Source organism: Kribbella sp. NPDC003505 (assembly GCF_040610875.1).
Classification (GTDB): domain Bacteria; phylum Actinomycetota; class Actinomycetes; order Propionibacteriales; family Kribbellaceae; genus Kribbella.
Genome location: NZ_JBEXNA010000001.1, coordinates 528,243 through 550,892, shown reverse-complemented (window position 1 = coordinate 550,892; position 22,650 = coordinate 528,243). Strand labels below are relative to the sequence as shown.

Genomic DNA, 22,650 nt, shown 5'->3' with positions numbered 1-22,650 from the left:
TCGAAGTACCCGATCAGGAAGTACTCCGAGATGACGATCACAGACGGGCGTCCCGAACTCTCGACGCTCGCGCAGCAGTACGCCGAGAACGGCTTCGTCCTGGTGAAAGGCCTGCTCAGCAAGGAAGAAGCGGCCCACTACCGGCAGCGCAGCCACGACCTGCTGGCGCAGCTGAACCGGTCCGACGACCCGACCTGGGGCGCCGCCCGGGGCATGACCGAGGCGCCGACGAAGCTGCAGCACCTGCACGACGCGCAGTTCTACGACGCCGAGTTCTCGAAGCTGATGGTGGACCCGCGGTTCACCGACGTGGCCGCCGCGGTGATGGGTGTGGACAACGTCCAGTTGCACCACACCAAGCTGTTCGTGAAGCCGCCGGAGAACGGTTCGCCGTTCCCGCTGCACCAGGACCACCCGTTCTTTCCGCACACCTACCACCGGGTCGGGGCGGCGATCTTCCACTTCGACGACGCGCCGGAGGACAAGGGCTGCGTGCGGGTCATCCCGGGCAGCCACAAGGACGGGCCGCGGGAGCACAGCCCGGAGGGGTCGTACCACCTGCTGGAGCCCGGTTTCGACGCGGCGACGCCGCAGCCGGCCGAGGCGGGCGACGTTCTGTTCTTCACGTACCTGACCGTGCACGGGTCCGGCGTGAACACCAGCGACGAGGCGCGCACCACATGGCTGATCCAGTACCGCGACCCGGCGGACCCGCCGACGGTGAAGACCCACGACTGGTCGCTCGGCCAGGGCATGATGCTGCGAGGAGTCGACCCGACCGGCAGGAGCGCTGTTTGACCCTCCCTCCGATGCTCTCCGGCGTCGCTGCGGCGGACCGGTTCGTCGACCTCGCGGGACTGCTCGAGTCCTGCGAGGTCGACGGCTTCCGTGCGGACTTCTTGAGCTGGGGGCACTACCGGCCCGAGTACTGGCGCAACTACTGGCACACGCACTCGTTCCACGAGGTGTGCCTGGCGTACTCCGGCGAGGGCCGCTTCAACAACGGCACCGTGCGGTACGACGTGACGCCCGGCTCGGTGTTCCTCGCGCGGCCCGGCGACGTCCACGAGATCGAGTCCTCACGCACGTCGCCGCTCGGCATCGCCTTCTGGGGCTTCACCTTTCGTCCGGGGTCCGACGAGCGAGGGTGGTGGTCCGGGCTGACCCGTGCTGACGGCCCGGTCATGTCCGCGAGAAGCGGTTCGCTGCCGGCACTGATCACAGGCCTGGCTGCGGAGGCGGCTGCGCCGGTCTCGGGCTACAGCACTGTGCTGGCTGCTCTTGGTGCCACCCTCGTGCTGGAAACGGCCCGTGCGTTCGCGTTGGACGAGGACCTGGCAGTGGAGCCCGTCAGGCGCGACCGTGGGCCGCTGGTGGTCGAGGCGATGCAGCGGCACCTCCGCGACAACCTGTCCCGTCCGATCACCGTCCGGGACGTGGCGGCCGTCGTACACCTGTCGGAGCGGCACGCCGAGCGACTGTTCACGCAGCAGACAGGCGCCTCGATCATGTCGACGCTCCGCCGGCTCCGGCTCGAGCTGTCCGCACAGCTGCTGCTGGACCACACCCTGTCCATCACGGAGGTAGCACGCGCCTGCGGCTACTCCGACGTACGGCCGTTCTCCACTGCGTTCAAACGCAAGTACGGCCGTACGCCGGGCGACCACCGCCGGGCCGGCGGCACGGAGTTCATCTGAAACGACGTGTCTGAACGAACTGTCACACAGGGTAGTCAAACGAAGTCTGGACAGCGCGAGGCGTGATTGCTCCAATGCCCTCAGGTATCCCGCATACCCCAGGAGGGGAACATATGAGGACACGACTCGGCCGAATCATCGGTCTGTGCGCACTCGCTCTCGGACTGGCCGTCACCCCGGCGCTGTCCGCCAGCGCGATCACCGGCGGTGAACCGGACGGCAACGCGCACCCCAACGTCGGGCTGATCCTGTTCTACCAACCGGACGGGCGGTTCCGGTGCACGGCGACGCTCGTCTCGCCGACCGTCGTGGTGACCGCGGCGCACTGCACCCTCGGCACCCTCGGCAAGACCCTGGTGACGTTCGACTCGGTGATCGCCGAGCAGCCGCCGTCGCCGTTCCCGGTCGCCGCCGACCCGTCGAAGGGCTACACGCAGGCGGAGCTCGAAGCAGCCGGCTACAAGTCCGGTACGGCGTACGCACACCCGCAGTACTCCGACTTCACCGACCTGGCCAACTGGAACGACGTCGGCGTCATCGTGCTCGACCGGCCGGTCACCAACATCGCCCCGGCGAAGATCGCGCCCGCCAACTACCTGAACGCGTACCAGCAGCCCAAGCTGAACAGCACGATCTTCACGTCGGTCGGCTACGGCACCGAGGTCCGCAAGGCCGACTCCGGCCCGCAGAAGCCGACCCCGATGTCGTACCCGCTGCTGCGCCGCTGGGCCGAGGAGCCCGGGCAGAAGCTCACGCCGCAGATCCTGCAGGTCAACGGCAACGAGAACGACAACCGCGGCACCGGCGGCACCTGCTTCGGTGACTCCGGCGGCCCGACGTTCCTCAACAACTACCAAGTGACCGTGACCAGCTACGGCTACACGAGCAACTGCCGTTACCTCGACGGCCTGCAGCGGATCGACATCAAGGTCGTCCAGGACTGGCTGAAGACGTTCGGCGTCCCGATCGGCTGACAGCCCTGTGTGCCGCGACCGTCCCGGACGGTCGCGGCACCGGTGCTATCCTGCTGCTATGCGAGTGAGCCTGCTCCTTAGTTAGCCGTACTGGCATCCAGGCGCAATCTGAGCGCCGGTCAGTGCGGCACCCCCTCCTGTGTGAGGGGATTTTTCATTTCTGGCAGATTTAGGCTCAACAAGACCAAGAAGCAGGAGTAGGACCGTGACGGAGCAGGTGGAGGACGCCCCTATCGACCGGGGTGGCTACGACTTCAACGCCATGCAGGCCAAGTGGCGTCCGGTGTGGGAGAAGCTGGACCCGTTCAGGGCGAAGGACGACGGCTCGGCGGAGCGCCGCTACGCGCTCACGATGTTCTCCTACCCCTCCGGCGACCTGCACATGGGCCACGCCGAGGTGTTCGCGCTGCACGACGTGCTGGCGCGCTACTGGTTCCAGCAGGGGTACGACGTCCTGAACCCGATCGGCTGGGACTCGTTCGGCCTGCCCGCCGAGAACGCGGCGATCAAGCGCAACGAGCACCCGGCGACGTACACGTACGCCAACATCGAGACCCAGGCGGAGTCGATCCGGCGCTACGCGCTGAGCTTCGACTGGTCCCGCCGGCTGCACACGTCCGACCCGGAGTACTACCGCTGGACGCAGTGGCTGTTCCTGCGGCTGTACGAGCGTGGTCTGGCCTACCGCAAGGCGTCGTTCGTCAACTGGTGCCCCAACGACCAGACCGTGCTGGCCAACGAGCAGGTCGTCCAGGGCCGCTGTGAGCGCTGCGGCTGGGAGGTCACCAAGCGCGAGCTGACCCAGTGGTACTTCAAGACCACGGAGTACGCCCAGCGGCTGCTGGACGACATGGAGCTGCTGCAGTGGCCGGAAGAGATCCTGCTGATGCAGCGCAACTGGATCGGCCGCTCCGAGGGCGCGTTCGCGAACTTCGAGGTCGAGGGCCGCGACGAACCGATCAAGGTCTTCACCACCCGGCCGGACACGCTGTTCGGCGCCACCTTCATGGTGGTCGCGCCGGACGCGAAGCTGGCCGCCGAGCTGGTCACGCCGGAGCAGCAGGAGGCGTTCGACACCTACCTGGCGAAGGTCAAGGGCGAGACCGAGATCGAGCGGCTGAGCACCGAGCGGGAGAAGACCGGTGTCTTCCTGGGGTCGTACGCGATCAACCCGGTGACCGGGCAGCGGATCCCGATCTGGGCCGCCGACTACGTGCTGGCCGACTACGGCACCGGCGCGATCATGGCGGTCCCGGCGCAGGACACCCGGGACTACGAGTTCGCCGAGAAGTTCGAGCTGCCGATCGTGCGGACGGTGCAACCTCCGGCCGACTTCGACGGCAAGGCCTACACCGGTGACGGCCCGGCGATCAACAGCGCGAACGACGAGATCAGCCTGGACGGGCTGGAGGTCGCCGAGGCCAAGTCGCGGATCATCGACTGGCTGGAGACCAAGGGCCTGGGCGAGCGGACGATCAACTACCGCCTGCGCGACTGGCTGCTGAGCCGCCAGCGGTACTGGGGCTGCCCGATCCCGATCATCCACTGCCCGTCCTGCGGCGAGGTCCCGGTCCCGGACGACCAGCTGCCGATGGAGCTGCCGGACCTGCGCGGCGCCGACCTGCAGCCGAAGGGGGTCTCGCCGCTGGCGGCCGCCCGCGAGTGGGTCGAGGTCGACTGCCCGAAGTGCGGCGGCAAGGCCGAGCGCGACACCGACACGATGGACACGTTCGTCGACTCGTCCTGGTACTTCCTGCGCTACCTGTCGCCGGAGTACACCGACGGCCCGTTCGACCAGGCGACCGCGGATCGGTGGATGTCGGTGTACCAGTACGTCGGCGGCAAGGAGCACGCCGTACTGCATCTCCTGTACGCGCGCTTCTTCGTCAAGGCGCTGCACGACATGGGCCTGCTGCGGGTCACCGAGCCGTTCACCCGGCTGCTGAACCAGGGCCAGGTCATCAACCAGGGCAAGGCGATGAGCAAGTCCCTGGGCAACGGCGTGAACCTGGGCGACATGATCGACGAGTACGGCGTCGACGCGGTCCGGCTGACCATGGTCTTCGCCGGTCCGCCGTCGGACGACATCGACTGGGCCGACATGTCGCCGGGCGGCTCGCTGAAGTTCCTGCAGCGGGCGTGGCGGCTGGCCGGAGCGGTCGAGTCGCCGGTCGGCGCGGACCCGTCGACCGGTGACGTGGAGCTGCGCAAACTGACCCACCGGACGGTCGCGGACGCGGCCGAGCTGATCGACTCGCACCGCTTCAACGTCATGGTCGCCCGGATCATGGAGCTGGTGAACGCGACCCGGAAGGCGATCGACTCCGGCCCCGGTGCGGCCGACCCGGCCGTGCGTGAGGCGGTCGAGACGGTGGCGGTGCTGCTGAGCCTGGTCGCGCCGTACACGGCCGAGGAAATGTGGGAAGAGCTGGGCCACGAGCCCACGGTCGCCAAGGCCGGCTGGCCGAAGGTCGACCCGGCGCTGCTGGTCCAGGAGTCGGTCACCTGCGTCGTCCAGATCGCCGGCAAGGTGAAGGACCGGCTGGAGGTCGCGCCGGACATCTCCGACGCCGACCTGGAGCAGCTGGCGCTGGCGTCCGAGGCGATCCAGAAGGCGCTGGACGGCCGCGGCACCCGCAAGGTGATCGTGCGGGCGCCCAAGCTGGTCAACATCGTCCCCGCCTGATGGACTCGGTAGTCCTCGAGGTGCACACCGGTGCTCGTGAGGTCGTCCTCGACCTCACGAGCCGGTGTGCGCAGTTCGTCGACGGCCGGGGAGACGGCCTGCTGCACGTGTTCGTGCCGCACGCGACGGCCGGCGTGGCGATCCTGGAGACCGGGGCGGGCAGCGACGACGACCTGCTCGCGGTGCTCGAGGATCTCCTGCCGCGGGACTTCGGCTGGCGGCACCGGCACGGTTCGCCCGGCCACGGCCGCGACCACGTGCTGCCCGCGCTGATCCCGCCCTCCGCGACCGTGCCGGTCCTGGCCGGGCGGCTGACCCTCGGCACCTGGCAGTCGATCTGTCTGGTCGACACCAATCGCGACAATCCCGACCGGCAGGTCAGGTTGTCGTTCCTGGCCGGTTAGCGGACTACCCGGTAACAAGTAATTCCGGGATTTTCGTGACTTATCGTGATGTTGCCGATCGCGTTACGTTTGCGAAACACGACTCCGCTTGAATTACCGCATGGCTGCCCTTGACACGCTGCGCGACGTCACCGTCGACCTCCTGGTTCGCGCCACCCGCGGCATTTCCGACGGCAGCCTGCTGAATGCGGACTCCGGTCGCGCCGATACCCGCGCCCGCCTCGACGACTGGTCCGACGTGCTTTCTCTGTACGCCGCCGACAGTGAATCCCCAGCGGTTCGCGCAACTGCTTGAAGCGTGCATTTCTGAGTCCACAGGTGTTTCCCGTCCGTTGCTCCGGTCAACGAATTGTGTGACCCAGGCCGCATCCCGCACGCCGGTCAGGACCCGCAGAGGCCCGCCCGTCACGCTATGTTGTGCGGAGGGTGTGTGAGGCCTCCAGAGGGGTGACGGGCTGTGTCGGACACGGAAAGCCGGGCGGACGGGCGGCGGGGTTTCGCCGATCTGTTGCTCGACTTGAGGGTCCAGGCCGGTCTTTCCCAGGAGGAGCTGGCCGATCGGGCCGGGCTGAGCGTCCGGTCGATCCGTGAGATGGAGGCCGGCCGCGTCGCGCGGCCGCGCAAGGACTCCGTCCGGCTGCTCGCCTCCGCGCTCGGCCTGCAGCCCGACGACAGCGAGCACTTCCTGGCCGCCGCGGGCCACGGCTCGGCGCGCCCCGTCGTACGGCCGAACGTCGCCGCAGCCCACGTCGTCTCGGTCGCGGACGCCGCGCCGACCGGTCTGCGCTGGCGTGGCACCCGGCCGATCCCGGACGGACTCGTCGGCCGGGAGCAGGAGCTGTTCGAGCTCGAGGAGCTGCTGCGGCAGAACCGGCTCGTCACCCTCGTCGGCCCCGGCGGGGTCGGCAAGACCGAGCTGGCGCTCGCCGCCGCGGACCGGTTCTCGGGCGCCGACACGACCGTCGTGGTCGTCGACCTCACCACCGTCCAGCGCGACGCCGCCGTACCGTCTGCGATCCTGGACGCCTTCGGCACAGCGCCCGGTACTTCCGACCTCGACGACGTCCTGTCCGGCCGCCGGCCCGGTGACCTGGTCATCGTCGAGGACAACGCCGAGCACGTCCTCGACGGTGTCGCCACGGTCGCCAACCGGATGGTCCGCAGCTTCCCGGGTATCGGTGTGCTGGTCACGTCCCGGATCCCGCTCGGCCTGCCGGACGAGGTGGTACGCCGCGTGCAGGTGCTCGGCGTACCGGCGAACGACGAAAGCTTCGAGGAGGTCTCGGCGTCGCCGGCTGTCGAGATGTTCTGCCGTCGTGTGGCCCGCGTGCGCCCGGACTTCAAGCTGACGCCTGCGAACGCTCCGACCGTGGCGCGGCTGTGCCGACGGCTGGACGGATTGCCGCTCGCGCTGGAGCTTGCCGCCGCGCGGGCCGGATCGCTGTCGGTGGATACGATCCTTGCCGCGCTGGACGACCGCTTCCGGTTGCTGTCCGGGCCGCGCCGGTTCGGTGCGCCGCATCAGCGGACGCTGGCGGACACGATCGCGTGGAGCGTCGACGCACTGTCGGACCCGGCGCGGCAGCTGCTCTACCGGGCCTCGGTGCTCGGCTCGCCGTTCACGCTCGAGGCCGTGGCGGGCGTGTGTACGGGAGAACCGATCGACGAGCTCGACGTACCGATGCTGCTGGCCGAGCTGGTGGAGAAGTCGCTGCTGCAGCCGGTGCACGAGTTCGAGCAGCTGTACGGCGCGCGGTACAAGCTGCTGGAGACGATCCGGGAGCACGCGTACGCCGGGCTGTCGTCGCAGGACGATCTCACCGAGTTCCGTGACCGTGCCGTCGAGTGGTGCGCGACGTACGTGTCGGGGCTGGAAGGCGCGTGGTCGTCGCCGGACCGCGACCGGCGGTACCGGGCGGCGCATGCGAACTCGGCGCTGTTCGAGGTGGCGCTGGCGCGGGCGGGCGAGCTGGGGGAGTGGGACACCGCGGCGCGGATCGTGCTCGGGTTCCGGATCGCGTGGCAGTACCAGGCAAGTGTGGCCGAGAGCGGGATCCGGTGGGCGACGCTGTGCGCCGAGAACGTTTCCGACAAGGAGACGAGCGGCAGGCTGCTCGCCATCGCGGGCCGGCTGTCCAGCCTGACCGGCGATATCCGTGGCGCGCGCCGGCACTACGGGGAGGCGCGCACGCGGATCCCTGGTGAGACCGAGATGGGCCTCGTCGCACGGGGCGGCTGGGTGTCGTCCGGCTCGCATCTGCTCGACACACAGAGTCTGGCCGAGATACCGGCGCTGGTGGCCGACGCCCGGAAGCATGGCGACGTACAGCGTTCAGCCACGGTGCAGGCGATCTGTGGGCTGGCGCTGCTCCGGTGGGGCCGTCTGGTCGAGGCCAAGGAGTTGCTGCTCGCGTGGGAGGCCGCGCTGGTCAATCCGGGTGTCTACCCGGACGAGATCGCGTACATGGCGCTCAGCCGCGTCGACCTGGAGCTGGGGAACCTGTCCGGCGCACGGCACTGGGCCGAGCTCGCCCGCGACAGCCAGGCGTCGGACGATCCTGAGCGCACCAAGGTCGCCGGATGCCTGGCGATGGTCGAGTACCACGAGGGCCGGTACGACGAGGCGCGGACGCTGCTCGACCAGGCCGATGCGGACATCCGCGGGCACCGTGGGTACTTCGACTACCTGGTGATGCTCTACCGGTCCCGGCTCGCGCGTGACGCCGGTGAGGTCGAGCAGGCGCGGGTTGCCGTCCTCGACGCGCTGAACCGGCTGCTGCTCGAAGGGCGGGTCGTCTACCTGCTCGAGGTGCTTCCCGAGGCTGTGGCGGTTCTGCACGCGCTCGGTCGCTCCGAGGCCGGGGACGCGGTGTGCGGTCAGCTGCTGGCCTGGCAGCAGACCATGGACCCGCCGATGCTGCCCACCGCGTGGGCCGTGCTGCAGGAGTCCTGCGCGAGCGCGTCGGTCGCGGAGGGGTGGCCCGAGCCGGACCCGGCGGCCGCCGTACAGCGGCTGGCGAACGACGTCCTCGCCGCGCTTTCCTGACGCGGATCCGCCGAAGCTGCCGGGTAACTGCCGGTTGTTCTGCCTCGTCCTGACATGGCCGCCCGACAAAGAATTACAGCCGTAGGGCAGGTTCCACGAAGCAGAGACCGACACCGGCGACCGGCAGCGAAAGAGGTGGTGAACCCATGAAGAGGCCATGGCGAACCACCGGCCTCCGGCACCCGGCGAAGGCGACGCGGAGGGCCTCCGGCGGCTGGTTGGTGGGGGCGCCGACCGGCGACCGAGAGCTCCGGAGTGCTGCGGACTGCGGATCTGTTCTGCCTGTACCGGGCGCGGTGCACCGTCAGGGCACTGCTTCCGGGGCGGGGTCCCAGCTCAGGGTCAGGCACACGACACAGGGGACGAGTGTCGCGGCCCGGCTGGTGCGGAGCAACCGGCGGGTTTGGTCACCCGCCGGCCGGCCGGCCGCTGGGGCCTCCCGGGACCTCGGCGAGCTCGCGGTCAAGCCGGTTCTGAGCGAGCCGGACACGGGGAGTAGCTCGCCGAGGCTCCGCCAACTTCAGCTGACAGCCAGGGGGAGTCAGCGGGCCGGGCTGTTGACGCACAGGGGACGTCAGTAGTCCGGCACAACCAAGAGCGAGGTGAAGGCCCGGGAGGGGTGGCCTTCACCTCGCTGGTGTTCACTGCCTGGTTCACTGGCTGGTTTACTGCTTGGCCTTTGCCGATCGGACACCTTGGTAGTGGCGTGCCGCACGGGCGCGATTTCCGCAGGCCACCGAGCACCACTCGCGTCGCTGGTGGGTCTTCGTGAAGTACAGGACGCAGCCCGGGGCGTAGCAGGCCCGCAGGAGTGACGGGTTCTCGCCGAGCAACTGCTGGGCCTCGGCCGCGACCTGCGCCAAGCCGGTGGTGACCGGGGACCCGGCGACGTCCGCGGCGAGAGTCAGGCCTGTTTCGCTCAGCCGCAACCGTTCCCGCGGGAGCTTGCTCGCCGCGTCGTTCACCACAGCGATCGCCTGGCCGGGCGTCGCGGCTGACTGCGCTGTCGCGCGCGGCCGTTCGTCGGCGGTCACGAGGGCCGCGAGCCTGCGGACGGAGTCCCGCAGTTGGCGGGCGCTGTCGTGCTCGGCGGGTGTCGCCGCAACGCCCTGCCGGTCGACGCCGACAGCGTCCAGCCACGCGTCCACGTCGCTCGGTGCGGCGAGGTCGTCGTGCAGGCCGGCGGTGTCGGCCCAGATCGTGGCCATCAGGCGGACCGGGACCGGCTCGTCGGGTAGCAGCCAGGTCATGCGGCCGAGTTTATCACGGGTGATTTGGCTTGAACCCGTTAGAAGATCCTGCTACAACTTCTAACGTATGAATCATTGATCACCCGTTAGAAGGAGACTGTGAGATGACCGAGACCACGGTGGCCCTCGCCCCGATCCAGCCGGAGACGGCCACCGGAGCTGCCAAGGAATTGCTCGACCAGGTGCAGAAGAGCCTCGGTCTGGTTCCGAACATGACCAAGGTGATGGCCAACAGCCCAGCTCTGCTGCGGGGCTATCTGGCCCTGGCCGGCGCGGTGGGCTCCGGCAGCCTCCCGGCGGCGGTGCGGGAACGCCTGGCGATCGCCACGGCGCAACTCAACGGCTGCGAGTACTGCCTGTCGGCGCACACCTACATCGGCGGCAACCTGGCCAAGGTCGACGCCGCCGAGCTCGACGCCGCCCGGAGCGGAGAGTCCGGCGACCCGCACGTCGAGGCGCTGTTGAAGCTGTCCAACACGATCGCCGCGAACGCGGGTGACGTCGATGCCGAAGCTGTCGACGAGGCGCGCGCTGCCGGTGTCACCGACGAGGAGATCGGCGAACTGGTGGCGAACCTCGCGCTGAACATCCTGACCAACTACTTCAACGTGCTGGCAGCCGTCGAGAACGACTGGCCGGTCGTCGAGCTGTGAAGACCTTCGCGGACACCGGCTTCCATGCCGGCGAGCTGGCAGTGCAGCGCAAAGCCGGCGTACAGCGCGATGCGGCCCGACTCTCCCGGATGCTCGAATCGGTGGACTTGTCCGGCGGCATCGTCAAGTTTCTCGCGGAGCGGACCTTCCTGGTCATCACAGGTCGCGACGAGACGGGCCGGCTGTGGACGTCACCGCTGGTCGGTCCGCGGGGTTTCCTGGATGCCGAATCCACCACTCGGCTGGCGGTTCACGCCGCGCCGCCGGCCGGCGACCCGCTGCACGGGATCGCCGCAGGTCAGCAAATCGGCATGACCAGTGTCGAGTTCGCCACCCGGCGGCGAGTGCGTCTCAACGGGACCCTGGTCGAGGCCACGGACGGCTTGCTCGTCGTCGACGTGGAGCAGGCCTTCGGCAACTGCCCGCAGTACATCCCGCAACGGCTGCTTTCGCCGCAGCGGTCGGAGCCGGGCGGCGACGTTCGGCGCGGGAGCGCCCTGGAAGAGCAGGACGTCAAGCTGATCGAGTCCGCGGACAGCTTCTTCCTCGGGACCGTGCGCCCCGGCCGGGGCGCGGACGCATCGCATCGCGGGGGCCCGGCGGGCTTCGTCCGCATCGACGGACAGGGCGTGTGGTGGCCGGACTACCAGGGCAACAACCTCTTCAACAGCCTCGGCAACATCGAGGTGAACCCCGAAACCGCGCTGCTCTTCTTCGAGTTCACGACCGGCCGGACGCTCCAGCTGTCCGGCACTGCGAACATCGAATGGGGCGACGACTCCGACCGCAGCATCCGATTCAGCCTCGAGCGCCTCGTGGCGGGCCACCTGCTGGGCGCACAACGTGAAAGGTCCTACCGATGACCGAAAGCCGACCACCGTTTCCCCCGTTCGATCTGGACACCGCGCTCCAGAAGGTGCAGGCCGCGGAGGACGCCTGGAACACCCGCGATCCCGAGAAGGTCGCGCTCGCGTACACACCGGATTCGGTGTGGCGCAATCGCGACGTACACCTCGTCGGGCGCCCCGCGATCGTCGAGTTCCTCACCGGCAAGTGGGAACGCGAGCAGGACTACGCTCTCCGTAAGGGTCTGTGGGGATTCCGCGAGAACCGGATGGCGGTGCGGTTCCAGTACGAGTGGCACGACGCGGAGGGGCAGTGGTGGCGTAGCTACGGCAACGAGCTGTGGGAGTTCGCGGACAACGGCCTCATGAGCCGGCGGGAGGCATCGATCAACGACCGCGGCATCGACGCCTCCGAGCGCCGGATCTTCGGACCTCGGCCGGCCGACGAGCGCGGTCGCGACTTACCGGTCTGGTGAGCGCCGTGGACAGCCAGCGGGCGTACGGCGCGCTCGCGCAGGCGGATCCGGTGCTCGCGGAACTGATCGCGCAGTACGGCACACCGGATCCGTTCGCGTTTCACGACGGCGGCCGCACCACCGGCAGCAACTTCGCGGCCATGGTCCTGCACATCCTCGGCCAGCAGATCTCGACGAAGGTCGCGTTCATCCTGTACGACCGGCTGGTCGACCTCCTGGGCGGAACGCCGACCGCCTCGTCGGTGGCCGGGCTCGGTCCTGAGCGGGTGAAGGCGCTCGGAACCTCACGGGCCAAGGCCGTCTACCTGGCCGATCTTGCCGAGCGGGTCCGGAGCGGCAGTCTCGACATCGAGCGCATGGACCATCTCACCGACGAGGAGGCCGTCGAAGCGCTTGTCGCCGTGAAAGGCGTCGGGCAATGGTCGGCCGAGATGTTCCTCATCCATCAGTTGCGGCGCGCCGACATCCTCCCCGCGGGGGACGTCGGCATCCGCAAGGCCGTTGCCGCCGCCTACCGGCTCGATGCTGTCCCGGGGGTCGACGAGGTCCGGGAGCGAGGCGCCCGGTGGGCGCCGTACCGGACCTTCGCCAGCGCCCTCCTGTGGAGCTACTTGTCCGTCAGCACTGCCGCCTTGTCGAAGGCGTAGCCGACCATCCAGGTGGGTCGGAGACGGCAGTAGACGATGTCGTCGCCCCAGCTCGAGGGGGAGCTGCCGTAGTGGTTCGTCAGGTGCTCCTCGATCTCCGCGAACTCCGGGTGCTCGGGCGTCAGGAATTCGACGTCCCCGTGACTGAACACGCCGATCCGCTCGCCGTCGACGTACGAGATGCTGGCCGCCGGACGGGCCTTCAACTGCCGTGCCTTCGCCGCCGATCCGGAGGTGGTGAAGACCCAGCGCGTGTGCAGGAAGTGGCCGTCGACGGCACTGATCCGGGGCTCACCCTTCGCGGTCACGGTGGCCAGGTTGAGCGTGCACATGCCGGTCAGAATCCGCGCCAGTTCACCGGCGTCGAGCCGGCGGGGGTCCGTGATGATGTTCTGCAGATGTTTCGTCGAACGCTCGTACGACGCGTCGAGGAGTGTCTGCAGCTCGGCGATCTCGATCGTTGTCTCCAACATCTTGTCGAGTCTGGCACTGCTCTCCGACATTAACCGTCCGGTAACCTCGCTGCATGGCAGCCCGCGTGCAGGTCGTCACCGACTCCACGGCCGGTCTGTCCACGCACGAGCTGCTCCGCCACCCGCTGACCGTCGTACCGCTTCAGGTCGTGATCGGCGGGACCTCGTACGACGACGGCGCGACCTCGGCGGACGCGGTCGCTGAGGCGCTCAAGACGTTCACGCCGGTGTCGACGAGCCGCCCGGCGCCGCAGACGTTCACCGACACGTATGCGACCTGCGCTGCCGAGGGCGCCGAGGCCGTCGTGTCCATTCACCTCTCCGGCGACATGTCCGGCACCTTCGAGGCCGCGATGATCGGTGCCAAGGAGTCCCCGATCCCGGTCCGCGTCATCGACTCCCGCTCCCTGGGCATGGGTCTCGGCTTCCCGGTCCTCGCCGCGGCCGCCGCAGCCGCCTCCGGCGAGGACGCCGCCACGGTCGAAGCCGCCGCCCGCGCCCGGATGAAGACCATCTCGTCGTACTTCTACGTGGACACGCTCGAGTACCTCCGCCGCGGCGGCCGCATCGGCGCCGCCCAGGCCCTCCTCGGCACCGCGCTGGCCGTGAAACCCCTGCTCACCATCAGCGGCGGGCGCATCGTTCCCCTCGAAAAAGTCCGCACCTCCAGCCGAGCCATCGCCCGCCTGGCCGACATCGCCGTCCAACGCGCCGGCGACACGCCCGTCCGGTTGGCGGTCCACCATCTGGCGAACCTGGAAAGGGCCCAGACCCTGGCCGACGACCTCGCCAACCGCCTTCCCCAAGCCGACGAAATCGTCCTCCGCGAAGTAGGCGCCGTCATAGGCGCCCACGTAGGCCCCGGCCTCCTCGCAGTAGTAGTAAGCCCCCACTAACCCCCTCCCAAACCCCACGCGACACGGCGAGCCGGATCCTGCGGGCTTTGAGAAGACATGCGCCGGGGACTGTGAACAGGCAATAGCTTGTTCACAGTCCCCGGCGAGTGTCGGAGCAGCGGAGCAGGTCGCCGTCGATTCCGACGACCTGGATGTTGCGCCGCCGAGCTCCAGCGAACCCGCTCGTACGCCGCGCCGCTCACGCCGCGCAGCCCACGCCGCGCCGCTCACGCCGCGCAGCCCACGCCGCGCAGCCCACGCCGCGCAGCCCACGCCGCGCCGACACGACATGGCGAGCTGGATCCGGCGGGCCTTGAGAAGACATGCACCGGGGCCTTTGAACAAGCTATTGCCTGTTCAGAGTCCCCGGCGGTTGTCAGAGCAGCCGAGCAGGACGCAGTCGATTCCGACGACCTGGATGTCGCGCCGCCCAGCTCCGCAGAACCGGCTCGTACGCCGCGCCACTCACGCCGCGCAGCCCACGCCGCGCAGCCCACGCTGCGCAGCCCACGCCGCGCCGACACGACATGGCGAGCTGGATGCGGCTGGCCTTGAGAAGACATGCACCGGGGACTTTGAACAGGCAATAGCTTGTTCACAGTCCCCGGCGGGTGTCAGAGCAGCCGAGCAGGACGCAACTGATTCCGACCTGGGTGTCGCGCTGGCCAGCTTCGTCGAACCCGCTCGTACGCCGCGGCACCCGGCGGGCGAGCGCTGTTCGCGGGGGATCGGCGTACAGCTCCGCGGAGGGGAGTTGGGGCTTCTCCACAGGAGGGAAATCGCCGGTTCGCGAGGGCCCCGAACTCGTACTTTCTCCAGGCGTGAAGGTCTTTCGCCGCACCCCACCTCCCACCCCGGACGCCCGATCCCGAGCTCTGGCCCGCTTAGCCGCCCACCCCCAGCCGCGAGCGCACCTTCACACCCCACCCCCCAACGATCCGGAGGAGCGTGACGAGGTGCGAGGCGGATGGACCCCCGACCAACCGAACCACTCTCGCGCGGACGATTCGCGTGCCGACGAGTCCCGTCCCGAAGTGCCGCGTCTCGACCGGCTGCGCGACGCGCGCTGGACCCTCGCCCCGCGCCACGTCGCGGTCCTGGCCGTCGTGCTCGTCCTCGGACTGGCCTGGCTCGCCTGGACCTTCCTCCGAGCCCGCCCCGAGTCCATCCCCGACACCCGCCCAACCACCGCCGCCTCAGGCAGCCCCGTCGCCCAACCCAACCCCACCCGACAGCAACCCGCTCCAACCCAACCGGGCGCCACCCAACCTCAAGCAACCGAACCCCAAGCCACCCCTCAAACCCCAGGCGCCACCCAATCGCCCGTAGTGGTCCACGTCGCCGGGAAGGTCCGCCGCCCGGGCCTCATCAAAGCCCCACCCGGCTCCCGAGTAGCCGACGTACTGACGCTCGCCGGCGGCCCCCTCCGTGGCGTAGACCTGACCTCCCTCAACCTCGCCCGTCAGGTAACGGACGGCGAGCAGATCATCGTCGGACAACCCGCACCCACCAACGAGCCACCGTCAAGCACCGCATCCAATCAGACAACAGCCCCCAATACCCCCGTAAACCTCAACACCGCCACCCTCGCCCAGCTCGACGCCCTTCCCGGCGTCGGCCCCGTCCTGGCCCAAAGAATCCTCGACTACCGCACCCACAACGGCCCTTTCACCACCATCGACCAACTCCAGGAGGTCCCCGGCGTAGGCCCCAAGAAGTTCGAATCCCTGAAGCCCCATGTCCGCACCTGACCCCACCCACACCGCGCCCGAGCCGCCATCCGCGGACGGCCCTGAGGCCGAGCGGCTGGATGCCCGCCTGCTCGTCCCCGCCGCCGTCGGCTGGCTGACCGCTGCGCTCCTGCTCGGCCGTCCGCCACTCGCCGGCGGGCTCATCGCCGGACTCGCACTACTCGCCGCCGCAACGCTCGCCCTACCGATCCGCCGACCACTCGGCGTCGCCACGGCACCGCCTCGAAGGATCCTCGACTGGGCAACCCGCAGCGCAACAGGCTGGACGATCGTCGGGACGTTGACTGTCGCCGGCGGGTTAGGCATCGCCGCCAGCCTCCACACCGCAACCCTCCAAGAAGGCCCAGTACGCGATCTCGCGGCCAACTCCGCAACCGTCACCGTCCGACTGAAGATCACCGACGACCCCTCCCTCAGACAATCCACCACCAGCAGACGGCCGCCGTACGTCATCGTCAGAGCAACCGTCGAAGAGATCCGCAGCCGCGCCGGCGCAGGCCACACCGCCGCCACGCGAGTGCGTACGCCGGTGCTCGTCGTGGGTACCGCTGCGTGGCAACACGTCAGGTACGGCCAGCACATCGACGCGAGCGGAAGACTCGAGGCAACCGAAGGAGGCGCCGAGGTAGCAGCGATGCTCTCCACCCGCTCACCACCGCGCACCGTGGACGACCCGCCGTGGTGGCTCCGTGCGGCCGAGCGTGTCCGAGCCGGACTGCGAGACGCCGTCGCGGACGAGCCCGAGGACGTACGAGGGCTCGTGCCCGCGCTCGTCATGGGAGACGTCTCCGGAGTATCAGCCGACCTGGACGCCGACTTCCGAACCACCGGCCTGACCCACCTCTCGGCAGTTTCAGGTACGAACCTGACCCTCCTCCTCGCGTTCGTGCTCCCGGTCGCCCGGCTGATCGGCGTACGCGCCCGCGGCCTCACGGTGGTCGGCCTGCTGACAGTGGTCGTGTTCGTCGTCCTCGCCAGACCTCAGCCGAGCGTGCTGCGCGCAGCCGCGATGGGCCTGATCGCGTTGGCGGCGATGACAGGCGGGCCGGGCCAACGCCGTGCCGTCCGCAGTCTGTCCGGAGCAGTGATCGCCCTCCTGCTCCTGGACACCTCACTCGCGCGCTCGCCCGGGTTCGCCCTGTCGGTGCTTGCGACAGCAGGCATCATCCTGCTCGGACCGGGCTGGCGGAATGCGCTGTCGAAGTGGCTACCCGGTTGGCTGGCCGACGCAATCGCCTGCCCGCTGGCCGCGCAGCTCGCCTGTACGCCGATCGTCGCCTGGCTGTCGGGAGAGGTGTCCCTGGTCGCAGTCGCTGCCAATATGTTGGCTGGGCCAACGGTAGGCCCGGCCACGATCCTCGGCTTCGTCACGGCCGGCATCGCCTTGGTGAGCAGTGAGCTGGCACAGGTCGTCGGCTGGGCCGCGGGCTGGCCGGCACGCTGGATCATCCTCGTCGCCCGCGAGGGCGCGGACCTGCCAGGCGCCGCGAACGCCTGGCCCGCGACAGTGGTCGGCATCGCCGTTCTGACGATGCTCTGCCTCGCACTCGTCCTCGGCCTGCACCGCATCCTCGCCCGCCCGATCGCGATGATCCTGACGGTGGTGATGCTGGCAGTCGTCGTACTGCGTCCCGCCGGATCCCTCGGCTGGCCGCCTGACGACTGGCTGTTCGTCGTGTGCGATGTCGGACAGGGCGACGGCCTGGTGTTGCGAGCCGGCGACCGTACGGCGGTCGTCGTCGACACCGGCCCCGACCCGGCGGCGATGGACAGGTGCCTGAAGGACCTCAACGTCCAGCACATCCCTGTTGTCGTGCTGAGCCACTTCCACGCCGACCACGTAGGCGGCTTGGCCGGTGTCCTCAGCGGTCGGCAGGTCGGCGAGATCGAGGTGACGCCGTACTTCTCGCCGCGGGCTGAGTACGAGCGTGTGATCACCCTTGCCGCGCGGCACGGCGTCGCCGTGCGTACGGTCACGTTCCACGAGCGACGCGTCGCGGGCCAGGTGAGCTGGACGACGCTCTGGCCGGCGAGAGTGCCGTCCTTACCCGCTCCCGGTACGTCGTCCGCGACACCCACGGACGAAGGATCGCCGGAGAACAACGCCAGCATCGCCATGATGGCCGAAGTCGCCGGCCTCCGGATCCTCCTGACCGGCGACCTGGAGCCCGAGTCGCAGCGCGCAGTCCTGGCGACCGGCGCCGACCTGAAAGCAGATGTCCTCAAGGTCCCGCACCACGGCTCAGCCCAGCAAGACCCCAACTTCATAGCCGCCGCCAACGCACGCCTGGCCGTCATCTCCGCCGGCCGCAACAACGACTACGGCCACCCCGCCCCGAGAACCCTGGATCTCCTGTCCCACACCACAACCCAAACAGCAACCACCAACCTCAGCGGTCCTCTCACAGTCACCAACACCAACAACCACTTGGCCCTGACGACCCGCCCACCCCCGGAGGACGGCCTCACCAGGTGACGAACAGCCGGGGACGGACGTGTGCGTGGGGCGGCGTAGTCGAACACGGGTTGGTGGTCGCCGGTGCGGGTGAGGGCTCGACCCTTGGCCGTACGGCGCGTCAGAAAGTGACGGATGACGCGGGGGAGGTGTTGTCGGGTTGGTCGCCGAGCGACCAGGCGGCGACTCGGGAGACGATGTGGGCGGGGATCTTGTCGGCTACGCCGGGAACGGCGGGGGCGTCGTACGTGGCGTGGGCGTCGTGCGGGAGGACGACTCGGTAGCCGCGGGCCAGGGCGGTCTTGGCTGTGGCGTGTACGCACATCTCGGACATCACGCCGCAGATCGCGAGCGACCGTACGCCGGCCGACACCAGGATCTCCCCGAGAGGCGTCGCGTCGAAGCCGTCGTCGCGAGGTTTGCGTACGACGTGCTCGCGAGCTCCCGGCTGCACTGGCAAGAACAACTCCCAGCCCGGTGTGCCCGGCTCGTCGTCCGCGCCGGGCGGACCGTCGTTCTGCAGATGTACCACGACAGCTCCGGCCGCGCGGGCGCGATCAAGCAGGCCACGCACCCGATCCAACAGTTCCGCCGCTCCGGGCACCGCATCGGATCCGGAGACGAACGCAGTCTGCAGGTCAACCACCACCAATGCGTCAACAGTCAACGCCGGCTCACCGCCCGAACCCAACACACCACCTGAGCTCGTATCAGTCGTGGTGCCAGGTGAGGTCGTGGATGCTGTCGTCATGGGAGGCATCCTTGCCGGTTTGGTGCGGGGGCGCACCGGGATTGTCGGGGTGGCGTGGGATGCTGGCCGGGTGGCTGCTCGCAAAGGTTCTGCGCCGAAGCTCGGTGATGTGCTGCTGGTGACCGGGGCCGAGTCGTTCCTGGCGGATCGGGCCGTGCGATCGGCGATCGCGGCGGTGTCGAAGGACGCGGCATCGGGCGACGGTGCGGTCGAGGTGACGGATCTCGAGGCGTCGACGCTGGACGTCGGGGTGTTCGCGGAGCTGACCGGGCCGTCGTTGTTCGCGAGCGAGCGGGTGCTGGTGCTGCGCGGGCTGGAGAACCTGCCTGCGGAGATGGCGCCGCACCTGGTCGAGTACGCCGGGTCGCCGGCGGACGACGTACTTGTGGTGCTGGTGCACTCCGGCGGGCAGAAAGGCAAGGGCGTCCTCGACAAGTTGCGGAAGGCATCGGTCAACGAGGTCGTCGCGACGGCGCCGAAGACGTGGGAGCTTCCGAAGTTCGTGGCGGGGGAGATCCGGCTGCTCGGCGGGTCCGTGGACGAGGGCGCGGCGTCGGCGCTGGTGGATGCGGTCGGGCATGACCTGCGGGCGCTGGCCGGGGCGTGTTCGCAGCTGGTGTCGGATTCGGGTGGCCAGGCGGTGACGGCCGAGCTGATCGGGCAGTACTTCGGCGGGCGCGCGGAGGTCACGAGCTTCGCGGTCGCGGACGCGGCGATCGCCGGGCGGACCGAGCCGGCGCTGGAGCAGCTCCGGTGGGCGCTGGACTGCGGTGTCGCGCCGGTGCTTGTCACGAGTGCGATGGCGGGTGGGCTGCGCGGATTGGCGAAGTACGCGAGTGCGCCGAGCGGGATGCGTGAGGCCGATCTGGCGCGCGAGGTCGGCGTACCGCCGTGGAAGCTGAAGCAGCTCAAGCAACAGTCCCGAGGTTGGACACCCGGCGGTCTCGCGACCGCGATCAAGGCAGTCGCGCAAGCCGACGCCGACGTCAAAGGCGCCTCAGGCGACGCCGGCTACGCCCTCGAACGCATGGTCCTCACCATCACCCGGGCCCACGGCCGACGCTGAACTACCTCTCCCCAAGCGCCCGCTCCGAACCAGCGCTCGCCGAGGTCAGACGGACAGCGGGTTGGCGAGTGGGAGTTGGGCGTGGGTGGCGAGCCAGTGGATGGATTCGTGAATGGCGGCTTCCGGCTCGTAGCGGGGAGCGTAGGCCAGATGGGTCCTGGCTTTTTCGATGGTGAAGCACTGGCTGCGGTGGAGGTGGCCCCAGCTGGAGTCCGCGTGGTCGGGGGTGGTGGAGCGGCGGAACTCGTCCCAGGTGACGGATTCGAGGGTGGCGGTCCGGCCGAACCAGCCGGCGGCGATCTCGGCGTAGCCGCGGACCGTCAGCGCGGTCGGGGCGACGATGTTGTAGTCCTCGCCGGCGGCCGTGTCGCGGTGGTCGATGGCCTGCTGGAACGCGTGCGCCACGTCGTCGGCGTGGACGTGGTGCATGAGTTCGGCGCCGCTGCCGGGAACCCGCAGCGGCTCGCCGGCTGACAGCGTGTGCCAGACGGAGGGGTCGAGGTTGCCGAGCGGTCCGGTCGGGTGCCAGCCCGGGCCGACGATGTGACCGGGGTGCAGCGAGGTGGTCACGAGCCCACCGGAGGCGGTCTCCTCCTTCAGCATCCGCGCGATCTGGTCCTTCGCGATGCCGTACTCGTCGAAGGGCGGCCCGGCGGAGTCGCTGTCCTCGGCGATCGGGAGCTTGCGGCTCGGACCGTACCGCCAGATGGATCCGCAGTGCAGGAGATGCCCGGTCTCGCCGCGGAGCCGGCCGACCAGGGCGGTGGCCGATTCGAGGGTGAAGCAGATCAGGTCGACGACGACGTCGGCACGCAACTCGGCGACCCGGTCGCCGAACGTGCCGTCGCGGTCCTCCTGCTGCCGGTCGGCGAGCACTGCACGGACCTGCTGCCACTCCGGAGCGGCGGTGTACGCCGTCCGCGCGCCGCGGCTGATGTTGACGACCTCGTGGCCGGCGCGGACGAGCCGCGGGACGAGGAAGCTGCCGATATGACCACTGCCACCGATGACGACGATTCTCATGGCACTCCGATCAACGACTCAGGCGGTGCGGATCAGTGCGGATCAGAAGGCGTGCGGACACGCAAAAACGATCGGCCGGTCCTGCGGACGGGCCGATCGTTCGGTGGGCCGCAGAAGCGGCTCCGGCGTCAGAGAGAAGCGGCCTTCTTGAAGATGGCCGACTTGCGGTTCGCCGCCTGGTTGGCGTGGATGACGCCCTTGCTGACGGCCTTGTCGAGCAGGCGACCGGCCTTGCGGGCGGTCTCGTTGGCCTTCTCGGCCTCGCCGGCCTCGACGGCCTCGTGGAAGCGACGAACAGCCGTCTTGAGGGTCGACTTCACCGACTTGTTGCGAAGTCGCGCAGCCTCGTTCTGGCGGTTGCGCTTGATCTGGGACTTGATGTTCGCCACGGAGCAGAGCCTCGATCAGGTGTGTGCGGTCAATACAGGATGGTGTTGCGCGCACGGCTGTACACCACCCGTGGGCACGCGAAGAGCTAGATTACCAAGAAGCCCCGCCCGCAGCCAAACCGGCCTACTTCCGCCGCGGCAGTGGAACCCTTGTCCGTCAGACTACTGTCCGTGATCGACGGCAGGGTGATGCGCATCGTGGCGCTGGCGGCGCTCGCCATGGCAGTGGCGGGTGTCGTCGCCATAGCCGTCCGCGACGCGGAGCCGTTCTACCCCGGGCGCACGTCGGGCGCGCAGGTGAAGGCGCAGTACGAGATCCGCGCGGACGGCGGCCTGGACGTCACCGAGACGATCGAGTACGTGTACGACGCCTCCGGCCGCGCGCTCGACCGGGTTGTCCAGCTCCGGCGGCCTGCCGACGGGCGGCTCGACCTGTCGGTGTCCACCCGTGGCAAGGACCGCGTCTGGAAGGTCACGAACCTGAGCGCCACGGACAGCTCCGGGGCGCCGGTCGCGCTGCGGACCCGGGAGCTGGATCCGATCCTGCCGCCGGTGACCGCGACCGGCATCGACGGCTGGGACAGCCGGCTCTCGGACCTGCGGATCCAGCTCGGTGAGGACGACGAGCCGGAAGGCCACCGAGTGACCTATGTGCTGCGCTACCGCGTCCACGGCGCGCTGGACAAGACGGCGACCGGCTACGAGCTCAACTGGCCCGACGAGCGTCGCCTGGCCGAGAACCCATCGGCGACCGAGCCGAGGGCGGCTCTGGACGAGGTCCGCATCGTTGCGCCGAGCACCATCGTCACCGCGTCGTGCATCGCCTACCGCAGCGCGTGGGGATCGGACGCTCCCACTCCTTGTACGAGTGCGGGTCCAGCCGTGTTCACCCCGGGTCGGGAGCGCGCAGCCATGACGGTGAAGGTCGCTGTGCAGGCGGACGGCATCACCGACGGAGGCGCCCTCATCGACGGCTCGCCGTTGACTCGCGGCCGGCGGATTCTGCTGATCGCGGGCGCGGCCATTCTCTTCCTGGTTCTCGTCGGATTCGTCGCCCACTGCCTGATCAGGGGTTTTCCCTTGCACCTGCGTCGGCGTGCGTGACACCGGCGACACCTGACCGGCATACTCAGGGCCCCGCGAGCCCAGGGCTCCGCCATCGCTCCGT

General features: G+C 69.2%; 21 protein-coding genes. 16 read left to right on the top strand and 5 right to left on the bottom strand.

All coding sequences use genetic code 11. The features are described from left to right. Positions 1-30 precede the first annotated feature (30 nt). From ABZX12_RS02490 to ABZX12_RS02460, 7 genes are all read left to right on the top strand, one after another. Positions 31-798: a phytanoyl-CoA dioxygenase family protein gene (locus ABZX12_RS02490; RefSeq protein WP_355689111.1), complete on the top strand. Its 768-nt coding sequence runs from the start codon at positions 31-33 to the stop codon at positions 796-798. Further along, complete coding sequence (locus ABZX12_RS02485) at positions 795-1,697, top strand: AraC family transcriptional regulator (RefSeq protein WP_355689109.1); 903 nt, start codon at positions 795-797, stop codon at positions 1,695-1,697. Before ABZX12_RS02490 ends, ABZX12_RS02485 begins: the two co-directional genes overlap by 4 nt. Before the next feature lie 113 nt (positions 1,698-1,810). Beyond that, positions 1,811-2,671, top strand: coding sequence for a trypsin-like serine protease (locus tag ABZX12_RS02480; protein WP_355689107.1), 861 nt, complete (start codon positions 1,811-1,813; stop codon positions 2,669-2,671). Between the two features lie 205 nt (positions 2,672-2,876). Beyond that, complete coding sequence (gene leuS, locus ABZX12_RS02475) at positions 2,877-5,357, top strand: leucine--tRNA ligase (protein WP_355689105.1); 2,481 nt, start codon at positions 2,877-2,879, stop codon at positions 5,355-5,357. Then, positions 5,357-5,761, top strand: a complete 405-nt coding sequence (locus ABZX12_RS02470; RefSeq protein ID WP_355689103.1) for a YjbQ family protein — start codon at positions 5,357-5,359, stop codon at positions 5,759-5,761. The genes leuS and ABZX12_RS02470 overlap by 1 nt, the downstream gene beginning before the upstream one ends. A gap of 100 nt (positions 5,762-5,861) precedes the next feature. Continuing rightward, complete coding sequence (locus ABZX12_RS02465; RefSeq protein WP_355689101.1) at positions 5,862-6,056, top strand: hypothetical protein; 195 nt, start codon at positions 5,862-5,864, stop codon at positions 6,054-6,056. A 162-nt stretch (positions 6,057-6,218) separates the two neighbouring features. Further along, entirely contained in the window at positions 6,219-8,807 is a 2,589-nt protein-coding gene (locus ABZX12_RS02460; RefSeq protein ID WP_355689099.1) for a helix-turn-helix domain-containing protein, read from the top strand. Between the two features lie 665 nt (positions 8,808-9,472). Here the strand turns inward: ABZX12_RS02460 and ABZX12_RS02455 are convergent. Further along, positions 9,473-10,057: an ABATE domain-containing protein gene (locus tag ABZX12_RS02455; protein WP_355689097.1), complete on the bottom strand. Its 585-nt coding sequence runs from the start codon at positions 10,055-10,057 to the stop codon at positions 9,473-9,475. A 104-nt stretch (positions 10,058-10,161) separates the two neighbouring features. Between ABZX12_RS02455 and ABZX12_RS02450 the strand changes: the two genes are divergently transcribed. Genes ABZX12_RS02450 through ABZX12_RS02435 form a run of 4 tightly spaced genes read left to right on the top strand, consistent with a single transcriptional unit; the run spans position 10,162 to position 12,678 of the window. After that, entirely contained in the window at positions 10,162-10,710 is a 549-nt protein-coding gene (locus ABZX12_RS02450) for a carboxymuconolactone decarboxylase family protein (protein ID WP_355689096.1), read from the top strand. Beyond that, positions 10,707-11,573 (top strand): pyridoxamine 5'-phosphate oxidase family protein, encoded by an 867-nt coding sequence (locus ABZX12_RS02445; RefSeq protein ID WP_355689094.1) that lies wholly within the window; start codon positions 10,707-10,709, stop codon positions 11,571-11,573. Before ABZX12_RS02450 ends, ABZX12_RS02445 begins: the two co-directional genes overlap by 4 nt. After that, the gene (locus tag ABZX12_RS02440) at positions 11,570-12,031 is read left to right on the top strand and encodes a nuclear transport factor 2 family protein (RefSeq protein WP_355689093.1); all 462 of its coding nucleotides are present in this window, start codon (positions 11,570-11,572) and stop codon (positions 12,029-12,031) included. Before ABZX12_RS02445 ends, ABZX12_RS02440 begins: the two co-directional genes overlap by 4 nt. A 5-nt stretch (positions 12,032-12,036) precedes the next feature. Continuing rightward, complete coding sequence (locus tag ABZX12_RS02435; protein WP_355689091.1) at positions 12,037-12,678, top strand: hypothetical protein; 642 nt, start codon at positions 12,037-12,039, stop codon at positions 12,676-12,678. Here the strand turns inward: ABZX12_RS02435 and ABZX12_RS02430 are convergent. After that, on the bottom strand, positions 12,639-13,151 hold the full coding sequence (locus tag ABZX12_RS02430) for a pyridoxamine 5'-phosphate oxidase family protein (RefSeq protein WP_355689089.1): 513 nt from the start codon (positions 13,149-13,151) through the stop codon (positions 12,639-12,641). The two genes, ABZX12_RS02435 and ABZX12_RS02430, sit on opposite strands and share 40 nt — an antisense overlap. A gap of 53 nt (positions 13,152-13,204) precedes the next feature. Here ABZX12_RS02430 and ABZX12_RS02425 point away from each other — a divergent pair, with 53 nt between their 5' ends. The 3 genes from ABZX12_RS02425 to ABZX12_RS02415 all read left to right on the top strand — a co-directional run bounded on the left by ABZX12_RS02425 (position 13,205) and on the right by ABZX12_RS02415 (position 18,274). After that, positions 13,205-14,047: a DegV family protein gene (locus ABZX12_RS02425; RefSeq protein WP_355689087.1), complete on the top strand. Its 843-nt coding sequence runs from the start codon at positions 13,205-13,207 to the stop codon at positions 14,045-14,047. Between the two features lie 1,034 nt (positions 14,048-15,081). Then, positions 15,082-15,798: a helix-hairpin-helix domain-containing protein gene (locus ABZX12_RS02420; RefSeq protein WP_355689086.1), complete on the top strand. Its 717-nt coding sequence runs from the start codon at positions 15,082-15,084 to the stop codon at positions 15,796-15,798. Beyond that, the gene (locus ABZX12_RS02415; protein WP_355689084.1) at positions 15,785-18,274 is read left to right on the top strand and encodes a ComEC/Rec2 family competence protein; all 2,490 of its coding nucleotides are present in this window, start codon (positions 15,785-15,787) and stop codon (positions 18,272-18,274) included. Before ABZX12_RS02420 ends, ABZX12_RS02415 begins: the two co-directional genes overlap by 14 nt. A gap of 100 nt (positions 18,275-18,374) precedes the next feature. Here ABZX12_RS02415 and ABZX12_RS02410 read toward each other — a convergent pair whose 3' ends face one another. After that, positions 18,375-18,920, bottom strand: coding sequence for an isochorismatase family protein (locus tag ABZX12_RS02410; RefSeq protein ID WP_355689083.1), 546 nt, complete (start codon positions 18,918-18,920; stop codon positions 18,375-18,377). A 154-nt stretch (positions 18,921-19,074) separates the two neighbouring features. Here ABZX12_RS02410 and holA point away from each other — a divergent pair, with 154 nt between their 5' ends. Continuing rightward, entirely contained in the window at positions 19,075-20,070 is a 996-nt protein-coding gene (holA, locus tag ABZX12_RS02405; protein WP_355689081.1) for a DNA polymerase III subunit delta, read from the top strand. A gap of 45 nt (positions 20,071-20,115) precedes the next feature. Here holA and ABZX12_RS02400 read toward each other — a convergent pair whose 3' ends face one another. After that, on the bottom strand, positions 20,116-21,093 hold the full coding sequence (locus ABZX12_RS02400) for an NAD(P)-dependent oxidoreductase (protein WP_355689079.1): 978 nt from the start codon (positions 21,091-21,093) through the stop codon (positions 20,116-20,118). Positions 21,094-21,221: 128 nt separating this feature from the next. Beyond that, positions 21,222-21,482, bottom strand: a complete 261-nt coding sequence (gene rpsT / locus ABZX12_RS02395; RefSeq protein WP_141859325.1) for a 30S ribosomal protein S20 — start codon at positions 21,480-21,482, stop codon at positions 21,222-21,224. A gap of 171 nt (positions 21,483-21,653) precedes the next feature. On the opposite strand from rpsT, the gene ABZX12_RS02390 reads away from it, so the two are divergent. Further along, entirely contained in the window at positions 21,654-22,586 is a 933-nt protein-coding gene (locus ABZX12_RS02390; RefSeq protein WP_355689077.1) for a DUF2207 domain-containing protein, read from the top strand. Positions 22,587-22,650: the final 64 nt, after the last annotated feature.

Coding starts and splice junctions, on each gene's coding strand:
- ABZX12_RS02490 (WP_355689111.1), top strand. CDS start 31: ATGACGATCACAGACGGGCGTCCCGAACTCTCGACGCTCGCGCAGCAG.
- ABZX12_RS02480 (WP_355689107.1), top strand. CDS start 1,811: ATGAGGACACGACTCGGCCGAATCATCGGTCTGTGCGCACTCGCTCTC.
- ABZX12_RS02470 (WP_355689103.1), top strand. CDS start 5,357: ATGGACTCGGTAGTCCTCGAGGTGCACACCGGTGCTCGTGAGGTCGTC.
- ABZX12_RS02465 (WP_355689101.1), top strand. CDS start 5,862: ATGGCTGCCCTTGACACGCTGCGCGACGTCACCGTCGACCTCCTGGTT.
- ABZX12_RS02455 (WP_355689097.1), bottom strand. CDS start 10,057: ATGACCTGGCTGCTACCCGACGAGCCGGTCCCGGTCCGCCTGATGGCC.
- ABZX12_RS02450 (WP_355689096.1), top strand. CDS start 10,162: ATGACCGAGACCACGGTGGCCCTCGCCCCGATCCAGCCGGAGACGGCC.
- ABZX12_RS02440 (WP_355689093.1), top strand. CDS start 11,570: ATGACCGAAAGCCGACCACCGTTTCCCCCGTTCGATCTGGACACCGCG.
- ABZX12_RS02430 (WP_355689089.1), bottom strand. CDS start 13,151: ATGTTGGAGACAACGATCGAGATCGCCGAGCTGCAGACACTCCTCGAC.
- ABZX12_RS02425 (WP_355689087.1), top strand. CDS start 13,205: ATGGCAGCCCGCGTGCAGGTCGTCACCGACTCCACGGCCGGTCTGTCC.
- ABZX12_RS02415 (WP_355689084.1), top strand. CDS start 15,785: ATGTCCGCACCTGACCCCACCCACACCGCGCCCGAGCCGCCATCCGCG.
- ABZX12_RS02400 (WP_355689079.1), bottom strand. CDS start 21,093: ATGAGAATCGTCGTCATCGGTGGCAGTGGTCATATCGGCAGCTTCCTC.